This window comes from Vibrio sp. 10N.261.55.C5 (genome assembly GCF_041470505.1).
Classification (GTDB): Bacteria; Pseudomonadota; Gammaproteobacteria; order Enterobacterales; family Vibrionaceae; genus Vibrio; species Vibrio crassostreae_C.
In genome coordinates, this window is record NZ_JBFRMS010000083.1 from 1 (window position 1) to 11966 (window position 11966).

At 43.1% G+C, this 11966-nt stretch carries 11 protein-coding genes; 7 read left to right on the forward strand and 4 right to left on the reverse strand.

The features are described 5' to 3' along the window. Nucleotides 1-216: 216 nt before the first annotated feature. Both viaA and AB4263_RS22390 read right to left on the reverse strand, forming a co-directional pair. Nucleotides 217-1662, reverse strand: a complete 1446-nt coding sequence (gene viaA / locus AB4263_RS22385; protein WP_017064542.1) for an ATPase RavA stimulator ViaA — start codon at nt 1660-1662, stop codon at nt 217-219. An 11-nt stretch (nt 1663-1673) separates the two neighbouring features. Beyond that, a complete protein-coding gene (locus AB4263_RS22390) occupies nt 1674-3329 on the reverse strand; it encodes an ATPase RavA domain-containing protein (protein ID WP_017067123.1) in 1656 nt (551 codons plus the stop codon). Nucleotides 3330-3617: 288 nt separating this feature from the next. Between AB4263_RS22390 and AB4263_RS22395 the strand changes: the two genes are divergently transcribed. The 5 genes from AB4263_RS22395 (at nt 3618) to AB4263_RS22415 (ending at nt 7991) form a co-directional block, all read left to right on the forward strand. Next, nucleotides 3618-4133, forward strand: coding sequence for an NUDIX hydrolase (locus AB4263_RS22395; protein ID WP_017062564.1), 516 nt, complete (start codon nt 3618-3620; stop codon nt 4131-4133). A 39-nt stretch (nt 4134-4172) separates the two neighbouring features. Beyond that, nucleotides 4173-5177 carry a low-specificity L-threonine aldolase gene (gene ltaE, locus AB4263_RS22400; protein WP_372098931.1) on the forward strand — a complete coding sequence of 335 codons (1005 nt, stop codon included), beginning with the start codon at nt 4173-4175 and terminating at the stop codon, nt 5175-5177. 88 nt (nt 5178-5265) lie between these two features. Continuing rightward, complete coding sequence (locus AB4263_RS22405) at nt 5266-5580, forward strand: cytochrome c (protein ID WP_017069125.1); 315 nt, start codon at nt 5266-5268, stop codon at nt 5578-5580. 167 nt (nt 5581-5747) lie between these two features. Continuing rightward, nucleotides 5748-6683, forward strand: a complete 936-nt coding sequence (gene ylqF / locus AB4263_RS22410) for a ribosome biogenesis GTPase YlqF (protein WP_372098932.1) — start codon at nt 5748-5750, stop codon at nt 6681-6683. A 282-nt stretch (nt 6684-6965) separates the two neighbouring features. After that, the gene (locus AB4263_RS22415; protein ID WP_198594324.1) at nt 6966-7991 is read left to right on the forward strand and encodes a GGDEF domain-containing protein; all 1026 of its coding nucleotides are present in this window, start codon (nt 6966-6968) and stop codon (nt 7989-7991) included. Between the two features lie 169 nt (nt 7992-8160). Here AB4263_RS22415 and AB4263_RS22420 read toward each other — a convergent pair whose 3' ends face one another. Beyond that, complete coding sequence (locus AB4263_RS22420; protein ID WP_017062600.1) at nt 8161-8706, reverse strand: N-acetyltransferase; 546 nt, start codon at nt 8704-8706, stop codon at nt 8161-8163. A gap of 166 nt (nt 8707-8872) precedes the next feature. Between AB4263_RS22420 and AB4263_RS22425 the strand changes: the two genes are divergently transcribed. Together AB4263_RS22425 and AB4263_RS22430 are read left to right on the forward strand one after the other, a co-directional pair. After that, complete coding sequence (locus AB4263_RS22425; RefSeq protein ID WP_102320780.1) at nt 8873-10015, forward strand: fatty acid desaturase; 1143 nt, start codon at nt 8873-8875, stop codon at nt 10013-10015. Between the two features lie 239 nt (nt 10016-10254). Beyond that, complete coding sequence (locus AB4263_RS22430) at nt 10255-10545, forward strand: putative quinol monooxygenase (protein ID WP_102428841.1); 291 nt, start codon at nt 10255-10257, stop codon at nt 10543-10545. Nucleotides 10546-10776: 231 nt separating this feature from the next. Here AB4263_RS22430 and manA read toward each other — a convergent pair whose 3' ends face one another. Continuing rightward, the gene (gene manA / locus AB4263_RS22435; RefSeq protein WP_017070588.1) at nt 10777-11964 is read right to left on the reverse strand and encodes a mannose-6-phosphate isomerase, class I; all 1188 of its coding nucleotides are present in this window, start codon (nt 11962-11964) and stop codon (nt 10777-10779) included. Nucleotides 11965-11966 lie beyond the last annotated feature (2 nt).

Sequence of the window (11966 nt, forward strand, 5' to 3'; positions counted from 1 at the left end):
CACTCTGCCAAGGCGCCTTTTTAATTCAACACTTTAGGTACTTAAGTAAGCCGCACCGCTGTGTTCGGGTGCCTACTTTACGGATTGAGGGGAGATAGTCAAACAAAAAAGTGAATTTAAATTCCGTTTGCTGACATTTAAATCAAATTGCTGCATGTTCGATCTCTTTAATCAAAAAACACACAGCAAAATCGAGTTAAACAAGATGTTCTAGCGCTACCACTTCTTCATAAAACGACCGACAAGACTCGGATGATACGCCCAGCAGTGGTCAAACATAGTCATAAGTTGAGGGTTGCCATACTTAGAAAGACTAACCGCATGGAAACGGTTTTTGTGTTCTTTCAACTTTTCAACCTGAGCAATCATTTCGTCTGATTGTTTCGGCGCAATAAAGTCAGAAAGTACGATTAAATCGGCATTCTTGTATTTATCACCAGTCATTAGGTCAATCGACTTCATGAGAACAGGTTCCAAATCCGTACCGCCGTGGAATGAGTAACTTAAGAAGTCGCTCGCTTCACGTAGGCCATCTTGCCTTGTTAACTCATAGGTAATCTGCTCAGAAGAAAAAAGAATCACATAACAGTCTCTCTCTTCTGCAAGAGCAATTTGCATTAAGGCATAAGCCATTGCTTTAGCAGACTGCTCAGGGAAACCACTCATAGAACCCGAAGCGTCCACACAGACTATAAACGGGCCCTTTTCAATATCGATGTTCTTGCTATCTGGTTTTTGCGCCTTCACTTTGCGTAACGTGCGTGATTTGCCTTGCGAGCGATAGCTCAGTAAACGCTTGTCGGCCAAGTGCTTGTAAAAGATAACCTCAAGTTCAGGATAAGCTAAGAACATGGTTTCGTTTGGCAGCATCTTGTTAAGGTCATCACTTTCATGAATCCCGACAATATCATCGACCGCTTCATCGCTTTTCTCTTCAACCACCTGCAATTCTTCTACAGGGGCTTTGTGTAGCGAAGGATCATCTTCCTCACCAGCCATACGGCCTAGCTTTTCAGCGATCTCTTGCAAGCCCTTGTGCTTATTCAAGAACTCAGCATGACGTTTCATGATGGTAAGGTCTGTTTTGCTTAATTTGGCAGAAGCCATGTCCCACAAGCGCCCTACACTGCCTTCATCACCCGACTCAGTCACTTTATCCATGTTTTTCATGGTTTCCATGCGCTGATAAAGATCGGCTAAGACTTTTTCTTTGCTTGTTTCAAGTTCAGTTACTTGAGCTTGTTTAATCGCATCAGAAAGTGATTGGTACCATTGGTCGCAAAAGTAGTGTGGAAACATCGCGTTATAAACACCCTTGTTGTTCTCCATAAGGCGTCGAGCTTGTAGATAAAACGCTGAGTGCCACTCGAGCTTTTTGATAACACTGTCTATCTCATCAAAGAACTGAGGTTCATCCCAGTAAATCACTTCTTGATAAAGGGCGATTTCCTCTTGGAATCGATCAGTTTCACACACCTTGGTGACGCGTTTTTTTACTTTACCGCGCCATTTGACTAAGTGGTTTTTCACTGATGTTTTCACACCTTTGTTCTCTGCAGCCATCATGACTTGAGAACGAGCGATGAGATCATTCATCGCGGTATCAATGATTCCGGAATCAGCTACCATCAAAGCGAGGTTTAAGCCGTCTGCTCCTAACATATGCTCTCCTCTTACTCGAAGTACTGGCTCATAAACTTAATACGCTGAGCGATCTTGGCACTCTTCACTTTCGTGGTTTCAAGATCTTGCGTTACCGATTGCAAACTTGCTTCCATCGCTTTTGGTAAATCAGGGTCAATATAGTTATGAGGTAATGCATCATGGAATTCAGTACGAACGCGTTTTAACTTGAATTCAGCTTCAGTTAACTGTTCTAAGGCTTTCTCAGCGCCACTCAACCACTTGTTGTACAGTTCTTGGTCTAAACCGTCAGTAGTAACCACACTCACCAATACAGAGCGATTGGCGATGTCTTTAATCACTAATTGGTTTGATGCATCCAAGTCGAGTTTTAAACGGCATAGGTTTTTATTTTCGTTTACGTAACCGTAAATATCACCGTGACCTTCTTTAAGAACACGATCAAAATCGTCTTTGGCTACGTATACCCAACGGCTATCGCCTTTCTCAGATTCAGAAACCGACATGTTGCTTTGCAGCATAACCAGTTTCACTAGATTGTAAGCACTGCCCACGCTGTACATTTTCGCGTTCTTGATGTCATTCTGGTAAACATCTTTACGCAACAAGCCACTAGTTGACTCCATAGAAAGTGACACCGACAACGTTGATTCAACATCGTCTTGAATCTCTTCTAACTCTTCACGAGACATTTCAATTTGAGCTTTCGACTCTTGTTGATCAAACGCTCGGTTCAATGCAAAGTCTTTCACCACGCTACGAACCACATCACGTGATTCTGGGCTATGCCACAAACAATCTTGCAGAAGCATAATATCCAGCGGGTTCACGCTATCGCGACCACTGAAGAACGCACTCGCTTTCAATAGTTTAACGGCCTTCTTCCAGCGTCTGTCTGATACATACAATTCTGACTCTGAAGCAGAGCCTTGCTTCTTAACCGTCTCTTCAAGCATGGTTTTTAGTTCAAACAACTTATCAAACGAATTGTCTGTCAGTTCCAGCTTATCGAGCTCTTTCTGCCATTGATGGTATTCAATGTCCGTAATCGCCAAACCTTTTGGAATTACCGCTTCTTGAGAAGTACCCGTCGTCAGCATCGATTTGAAGTTTTGTTTGTTTTGAATACGGTTCACGAACACGCGTACCAACATACGGTCATAAAGTGCTTCCAAGCCGCTGTCTTCGTCTGGAAGTTCGTTGGATGCCGATACTAGTAGACGCATCGGTACACGTTCAATATCACTGCCGTTTTTGAAAGTCTTTTCGTTAACGACAGTAAGTAGCGTGTTTAGGATTGCAGGGCCGGCTTTCCAGATCTCATCGAGGAAGACGACTTGTGCAGTTGGTAGGTAGCCTTCGGTTAGTCTTACGTAACGACCGTTGTCTTTTAATTCTTGGATACTTAGTGGGCCGAACACTTCCTCGGGAGTAGAGAAACGAGTCATCAAATATTCGAAATAGCTGCTGTTATCAAAAGCCTGAATGAGACGTTTCGCGATAAGGCTTTTTGCGATGCCCGGAGGGCCTAATAGAAACACGCTTTCACCAGCCAAAGCAGCCAGTAAACAAAGCTTAATGGTGTCTTCTCTTTCGTAGACACCATCAGACAGAGCATGCGCTAATTTATTGATTCTTTCAGAGAGTAGCGCCTTGTCAGCATGTGAAGAAATAGAAGGGTTCATGCGTTACTCCGAAAATCTTTGAACAGTTGAGAGTGTAGAATTGTTTTTATACATTTGTTAGCGCTTTGTTACAAGTGCATTTTATTATTGAGTTGCATTTATATCAGATGGTTACGTCGGTAATTTTGGCGCAATCATAGATTCCAATTATGAGAGTAACATCACGAACGGCGTGAAACTAAATCTAATACGAAACCTAATTTTTCTTTTATTTTCGACACCATAGACGTTATGGTGGTGCACGTCTTCCGTTATACGAAAAATTGGCAAGGAATGTGGCCAGACTGCATGAGTAAAGTTATCCATAAATGGAAAAGTATTTCTCTCATAGAGGAGAACGTGACGCTCCCTACGAACGTCGTGGTAAAACATACAACAATCAATCACCCTGGCGCGGCAGTTATTCTTCCTATCACTTCGTCTGGAAAAATCATCCTCATTAACCAGTTCCGCCCTTCTCTAAAGAAATGGCTTTTGGAACTACCCGCAGGCACGATGGAAATAGATGAGACACCTCTTCAATGTGCCCAACGCGAACTGGAAGAAGAAACAGGTTACAGTGCAACTTCTTTTCAAAGCTTGGGGCAAGTCACCCCTTTGGCTGGCTTCTGTGATGAGATACAACATCTGTTTGTCGCAAAAGACTTAAGCCTCACTACCCGCTTTGAATGCGATGACGATGAAGTAATAGAAGTGATCGAACTGAGTTTAGAAGAACTGCACGATAAAATACGACACGATCAAATCACTGATACCAAAACTATCGCTTGTTTAAGTAAAGCCCAACTATGTGGCCATCTATAGCCAATTATATGGCTACCTAAAGTACTCTAGGAGAGAAACATGGACTTTCGTTCTGATACCGTAACTAAACCTTCGCAAGCTATGCGTGACGCAATGGCAAACGCAGAAGTGGGCGATGATGTTTATGGCGATGACCCAACCGTCAACGAACTAGAACAGTGGGCAGCAAATGAGACAGGCTTTGAAGCGGCAATGTTTACCTCTTCAGGTACACAAGCCAACCTTCTTGGCTTAATGGCGCATTGTGAGCGTGGTGATGAATATCTGTGTGGCCAGCAGGCGCACAACTACAAATACGAAGCTGGCGGCGCTGCGGTCCTTGGTTCTATCCAACCTCAACCAATCGAGAATAACCCAGACGGTACTTTAGACTTTAAAAAGCTTGCCGCTGCGATTAAGCCCGACGACAGCCACTTTGCTCGTACCAAGCTTCTTAGTTTAGAAAACACGATCAATGGTAAAGTGCTGCCAATGTCTTACCTAGCGGAAGCTCGTGAGTTCGTAAACCAACATGGTTTACAGATGCACTTAGACGGTGCACGCGTATACAATGCGGCAGTCGCGTTAGACGTTCACATTAAAGAGATCGCACAACACTTCGATTCGATGACGATTTGTTTATCTAAAGGTTTAGGTGCTCCGATTGGCTCTCTGCTACTTGGTAGTAAAGAGTACATCGCCAAAGCACGCCGCCTACGTAAAATGGTGGGTGGCGGTATGCGTCAGGCAGGTATTCTTGCCGCTGCAGGTAAAATGGCTTTAACAGAGAACGTTACTCAACTTAAAGCTGACCACGAGAACGCAAAAAACCTAGCGATTGGGTTAAGCAAGCTAGAAGGTTTTTCTGTTAACCCTGATTTTATTCAAACTAACATTGTATTTGCTAAGTTAGATGAGTCTGTGGATATCAACCGAATCGCACGCGAACTGGGCGAACAAGGCATTACGATGTCACCAGGGAATCCTGTTCGATTTGTTACTCATAGAGATATCAGTTCAGAACACATCGCTACTTTCCTAACTAAGTTGGAAAATGCGCTTTAAGCCATACTAAATGTTCACCCAGAACAAATAAGACTTGAGCTTCCCCTTAGGGGAAGCTTTATAATCATGTTTTTACCGGAGTAAAAACGTGCATTACCCAACCTTCGCTCTAATATTGCTAGCTCTTTCCTCTAACCTTCATGCCTCTGATTTTGGCGACGCTGAACTAGGTAAAGTTAAATCACCAAGCTGCGTTTTTTGTCATAACCCTACCAGTCAATCGACTAATAACTCCTATCCTAAGCTTTCTGGCCAAGATCCAACCTATCTCTTTAATACAATGAAAGCGTATCAAACCGGAGATAGGCAGGGCGATTACGCGGATATGATGCGAGCGCAACTAAGTAAGCTTAACGATCAAGATTTGAAAGACATAGCGGCTTTTTACGCTTTACAAGATTAGCGGCTCCCACCTTCAATAGGTCAATCATCAGCTAAATAAACATCACCAAGTCGCCTATACTTCAAGCAAACTCACTGAGCTCATTGAAGGTCGGGATAGATATACCTTTACACGTATCATCCAACCCTTACAATGTGCAGCAAATATATTTATCAAGGTTTATCTCTATGTCTATTCAATGGTTTCCGGGTCACATGCATAAAGCCCGCAAAGAAATCGAAGAAGTTATCCCACAAGTTGATGTGATCATCGAAGTACTGGACGCTCGTATCCCGTTCAGTAGTGAAAACCCAATGATCTCTTCACTGCGCGGCGATAAGCCTTGTGTAAAAGTGCTGAACAAGCGTGACCTTGCAGATCCTGAACTGACTCAACGTTGGATTGAGCACTTCGAGAAGGAGCAAGGCGTTAAAGCGATTGCGATTACGACTAGCGTAAAAGAAGAAGTTAACCACGTTATGGAGCTGGTACGTAAACTGGCACCGCACCGTGAACAGATGGGCAAAAACATTCGTACAATGATCATGGGCATCCCGAACGTGGGTAAATCGACCATCATCAACTGCTTGGCTGGACGTACGATTGCGGTTACTGGTAACCAACCTGCGGTAACTCGTCGTCAACAACGTATCAACCTGCAGAATGGCGTGATCCTTTCAGACACTCCAGGAATCCTTTGGCCTAAAGTAGAAAACCCACACAGTGGCTTCCGCTTGGCTGCAACAGGTGCTGTAAAAGATACAGCAATGGAATACGATGAAGTGGCATTCTACACAGTAGAATACCTAGCAAAGCAGTACCCTAACCTTTTGCAAGAGCGTTACCAAATTGAAGAGCTGCCAGAGTCTGACATCGAACTGATGGAAGCGATTGGCCGTAAGCGTGGTGCACTTCGTGCCGGTGGTCATATCGACATTCACAAATGTTCAGAAATCCTGCTTCACGAATTGCGTAATGGCACTTTAGGTAAGGTAACGCTTGAGTTGCCAGAAATGATCACACAAGAGCTGATCGAAGTTGAAGAAGCGGCTGCGCTGAAAGTGGAACAACAGATTAAGAAAAAAGAAGAGCGTCGTAAGCGTTACCTGAAGAACAAGCGTTAATCGCGATTAGTTTTTATAATCTGCTTTAATTTCTGTTTACCACTCTTACACCAGCCTCTAGATATTCACGCTCTATCGATAATAGAGCGTGAATATTGCCCGCTACCGTTTGTTGATCTAGCTAACATACTGACAAATCTATAGAAATGGTCGTTTACAATCCCAAAGACTGTGACATACTACGCAAATTATTGTGTATCAATCTCGGCTAATTTCTCAATGCGCTCTTATTCTGGGTTCAAGAATCAAAGATTTAAAACCTATTTCGATAATGAAATTTATTTGCCGTACATAAATTTCATCTACATCCCTATCTCAATATTCTGTGCTTTTATCGTCACCGACTACATCCACTTTGGTAGCGAGTGCATTACGCCTATCATTTTCCGAGTCATACTTTTTTTATTGATGATGGCCGCCGCCAGATACTGTATTACAAACAAACCCAACGTTTTGAAACTCGTAGAAAGTGCCTTCCTTGTAATTAGCTCACTTTTCTTGGTCTATATCGGTCGACTAGCCATCGAGCTGAACAACTTCGATTACCAAGGTGGCATCATTTTAGTGATGATCTACATTGGTACGTTTTCAAGATTGTCAGCCAGATACAGTATATCTACGCTGTCGTTTATCTTTTTGGCTTATCTCATCGGCCTTGCGCCACTGCTTTATGAAGCGGAGCCAGAGCATGAAATAGAAACAATTTCCGTTTATATCTCGGCTTACATCCTAATCTCAGCGGCCTGTGTTAGACGTGACCTGGAAGTACACAAACGTTTCGCTCAATCCGAGCAACTCCGCAAACAAGCGATTCAGCTTCGCAAGCAATCTAATATGTTCGAGGCCCTTTCCTATCAAGACGCACTAACGGGCTGCTACAACCGCCTTTATCTTCATCAGGTGATAGAACCGAGCATAGACCGTCAGCGATCCATTACATCGCTCATGATAGATATTGATCATTTCAAATCGATTAACGACACCTACGGCCATCAAATGGGTGACATGGTGATTAAAGAACTGGCCGATGAGATTCAAAAACGACTACCGACTAGCAGTAACTGCTTTCGATACGGCGGTGAAGAGTTTTTGGTGCTGGTCCAAGGAGAAACCGAGGCTGCAATTGAATCGCTGGTTAATGCCCTTTTAGAATCCCCTACTCGCCTTAGATTAGAAGTAACAATTTCAATCGGTGTGAAACATGCCCATCAAGCCCTTGGTTCTGTCGAGCAGCTTATCGACGACGCTGACCAAGCACTCTACATTTCGAAAAAAGGCGGTAGGAATAAGATCACATGGTGTGATTAATCGCCCAATATTTCACGCATCTTTGCGAATCATTAAAACGACCACTAATTCAATCAAAAAAGCCCCGAGCAACTTAATACTCGGGGCTTTTGTCTTTGTTCTTCTGCTTTAAAATAGCTTCGTTAAGAACCTGCTACTCAGCAAAAAAACAGTATTCAACAAGAATCGACTAAGAATACACAACGCTCGCTGTTTTCTGTTCAAGTTCAACGGGAGAGCTCCAAGAAATCACTTTTTCATTCACTTGGCTGCCACATGGTGCGTTCCAAACTTGCTCTAGTTCTTCTTTGCCACCAATCGCCTGATAAAAAGCAATCGCTTGGTGGTTCTCAGACATCACCTCTAGGTAAAGCCCTGAGTCCGAATAGTATTGCTGCAACCACTTCGACAATTCAGACAACAGACGCTTGCCTACACCTCGTCCACGATAATTATTATCTACATGTAACGCATCGATGAACGTACCACGCTCAAAGTTGTGATTACCGAACGCGCAGACAAAACCAACCAGTAAACCGCCTTCCTCAAGCAATAAAACATGTTGGTTGAAAGGAGGATTAATCAAACGAGTCTGCCAAATAACAGATCTGTCCTCCAAAACATCATGTTCTAGGTAATCATCAGCAAGAATGCCACGGTAATATAGCTTCCAGCTATCCGCGTGTAATTGGGCAATCCGCTCATAATCTTTATATTCAGCTACCTTAATTTCCATTTATTAGCCCTTAGTACTTCCATTTATGACTTGCTACTACATTTCACACTACCTTTATACAATATTTAAGCAAAACATACTAATACACGTTTACACTTTCAATATTGACTTACACGTGTACGCTGATATTCTAGCGCACAGATGTAAGCCCAATGGAAATTTGCTAATGAATAGTGCCGACAAACAATCTACAAAAAAGCCGCCATTAATCTGGCTCAATATTTTTGTGTTCTCTTTTAGTATGCTGCTTGCTGTTGTAGCGGCTCCCGTTTATGGCTACTTTTTTGGCTATGGCATGGAGCACTGGATATGGCTAGCAATCTGCTTTACGTTCTGTAACCTTTCAATCACGACAGGTTATCACCGCTTATGGTCACATAAAGCGTTTGAAGCGCATTCAAGCCTAAGATTCCTGTTTGCATTAGGTGGTGCATTTGCCCTGCAGAACAGCGCGCTACACTGGTCTTCTGATCACCGTGTTCACCACAAGCATGTCGATAACAACGACAAAGACCCATACTCTGCAAAACGTGGATTTTGGTACTCACACATTGGCTGGATGGTTCGTAATTACAGCACCTCAATGTACGAAAACTACGAAAACTGCCGTGACCTTAAAAAAGATAAGATTGTTATGTGGCAGCACAAGCACTATGTTCTGTTAGCATTACTAATGAATTTCGGTGTTCCTATCACTTTAGGCGTGATTTACGGTGACGTGATTGGCATGTTGTTAATCGTAGGTGCAGTTCGTTTGGTACTTAACCACCACACAACATTCTTTATTAACTCTCTTGCTCACATCTGGGGTAGCCAACCTTTTACTGACAAAAACACAGCGCGTGATAACGGTGTGTTAGCAGTACTCACTTTCGGCGAAGGCTACCACAACTTCCACCACATCTTTGAGAACGACTACCGTAACGGCATCTACTGGTGGCAATACGATCCAACAAAATGGTTGATTAAGAGTGCTTCGTTGATGGGACTGGCAAGTAAGCTTAAGAAAACCCCTCAAGCTCGTATTGAGAAAGCTGAAGCGTCAATGTTACTTAAACGCACCCAGCAAAAAATCATGCATCGTGCCGACAAGCAACAAATCGCAGAGAAGCTTCAACAAGAGTTTGATGCTCTAGTATCAAACATGAACGAATATTACGAAGTTAAAAAACAGCTACTTGAAAGCAAGCGCGAAGACGTTGTGAAGAAGTACGAACACTCTGTTCTTAAGGTTCGTTATCAGCAAATCAAAATGAATTTCGAACAACAGAAGAAAAATTGGGCAATGACGGTTGAGCAATACGCTTAAGCTAAAACAGTACGCTTAACACCCCAGTAACAACACAGTTTGATTCTTATTCAAAAGCCCTCATATTGCTATTAGGGCTTTTTTTAATAAGCATAACCTACTCGGCTCTGGCCCTATGCTCTCGAGTTTGAATTGTGGATGGTAAGAACCATAGTTATTGGATTTCAGAACTCTTTCTTCATTCTAAATTTATTCTTATATTACTTAAACTTACCGAGTTTAAAGCGAAGGAATTGAAAATGAGCAAACTGACTATTATTGCAACGATCGTCTCTAAAGAAGACAAAACTGAGCTTGTAAAAGCTGAGATGATTAAATTGATCGATAAAACCCGTGTTGAAGACGGCTGTATTAACTACGATCTGCACCAAGATAACAGTAACCCTGCTCACTTCGTTTTTCATGAGAACTGGGAGTCTGAAGTTCATCTAGAGAAACACTTAGCGAGCCAACACATCGCTGACTACATGGCTGCGACTGAAGGTTGTATTGAAGCCTTTGTGCTTAATAAAATGACGCACATTGCCTAACCAGTCACTCAGTACTAATTCAATAAAAAGCCCTGCTCTGATCGCAGGGTTTGTCTTTTCTACACGCTTATATCTGCTCATTCTAATAATGAAAAAACCCGCCAGAGTAGCGGGTATGGTCAATAATCATGACTGTCAAAGACAGATAGGTAACAACCATCAATCCAATATTGAGTACCACTTTACAGTGGCACTCTGACATTTCTTTTGCTGATCGCTAGCACGGGGGCACTAGTTAAAAGCACGAGCCAAAATGCCATTCCCTTGATATTGGTAAACACTTGAATTACTACTTACAAAGACCGATTCTCCGGGCTTAAGAGAAACTGACCGCCCTTCTGAAGTGACGGTCGCCTCTCCTTCCACACAGAACAAGATCTCCGCGCTACGTAGATACTGTGACTTGCTCTCATCAGTCGCAGACAAGATATCAAAGCCAAAGTCATCCACTGGAATCGGATAACTCATCTTGCCCTCTTTCAATACAGGCTTAAGGCGGATATCTTCTGGCTTAATCGGCTCAAAGATTGTGTTGTCGATAAGCTCAGGGACATCGATATATTTGGGAGTGAGACCGGCACGCAGCACATTGTCTGAGTTTGCCATAATCTCTAAACCCGTACCTTGAACATAAGCATGTGGGGTTTCTGCGAACAGGAACATCGCTTCACCGGGCGCCAGCTCAACCGTGTTAAGCATTAATGGCGCAAATAAGCCAATATCACCTGGATAATGCTGTTTGAATTCGATGCTGTATTGAAGAGCTTCACGCCCCATGACCGTTTTGGCTGGTCGCGCATGTGCAGCATAAAGCTCATTAAGCGCAGACGCTTTGCGGTCACCTTCAAGAGACATAATGGCGCTAAAGAACGACTTCAAAGAATCACTGTCGGCATTGGCTTTTAGTACATTAAGCTCAATCGCTAACGAAGGAATATCCGCTTCTTCGAACAAGGCAATAATGTCGTCGATTGGACGAAAGCCATTCATCGCTTTGTAGAAGGTCAACGCATAAACCAACTCAGGTTTATGGTTTGGATCTTTGTAGTTGCGATTAGACGCATTCAAAGGGATACCAAGTGCATTCTCACGCTCAAAACCTAATTCTGATTTTCGCTTGTTCGGGTGAACCTGAATCGATAACGGTGTTTCAGCGGCCAACACCTTAAACAAGAAAGGCAATTCACCGAAACGAGCCGCCGTGTATCCGCCTAAGACATCGATTTTGTTTTCATCAATCATGTGAGAAAGCGATTCACCGGTATCGCCTACCTTTGAACAACCATTTGGATGAGCACCCATCCAAATTTCTGCTTGAGGTTCCTGGTTTGGGTTCACAATACCAAACAATTGGTTAATGGAGTCTTTGCTTCCCCATGCGTAGTTTTGAATAACGTTGTCGAGTTTAAATAGAGACATAA

Coding starts and splice junctions, on each gene's coding strand:
- viaA (WP_017064542.1), bottom strand. CDS start 1,662: ATGTTAGGAGCAGACGGCTTAAACCTCGCTTTGATGGTAGCTGATTCC.
- AB4263_RS22390 (WP_017067123.1), bottom strand. CDS start 3,329: ATGAACCCTTCTATTTCTTCACATGCTGACAAGGCGCTACTCTCTGAA.
- AB4263_RS22395 (WP_017062564.1), top strand. CDS start 3,618: ATGAGTAAAGTTATCCATAAATGGAAAAGTATTTCTCTCATAGAGGAG.
- ltaE (WP_372098931.1), top strand. CDS start 4,173: ATGGACTTTCGTTCTGATACCGTAACTAAACCTTCGCAAGCTATGCGT.
- ylqF (WP_372098932.1), top strand. CDS start 5,748: ATGTCTATTCAATGGTTTCCGGGTCACATGCATAAAGCCCGCAAAGAA.
- AB4263_RS22420 (WP_017062600.1), bottom strand. CDS start 8,706: ATGGAAATTAAGGTAGCTGAATATAAAGATTATGAGCGGATTGCCCAA.
- AB4263_RS22425 (WP_102320780.1), top strand. CDS start 8,873: ATGAATAGTGCCGACAAACAATCTACAAAAAAGCCGCCATTAATCTGG.
- AB4263_RS22430 (WP_102428841.1), top strand. CDS start 10,255: ATGAGCAAACTGACTATTATTGCAACGATCGTCTCTAAAGAAGACAAA.
- manA (WP_017070588.1), bottom strand. CDS start 11,964: ATGTCTCTATTTAAACTCGACAACGTTATTCAAAACTACGCATGGGGA.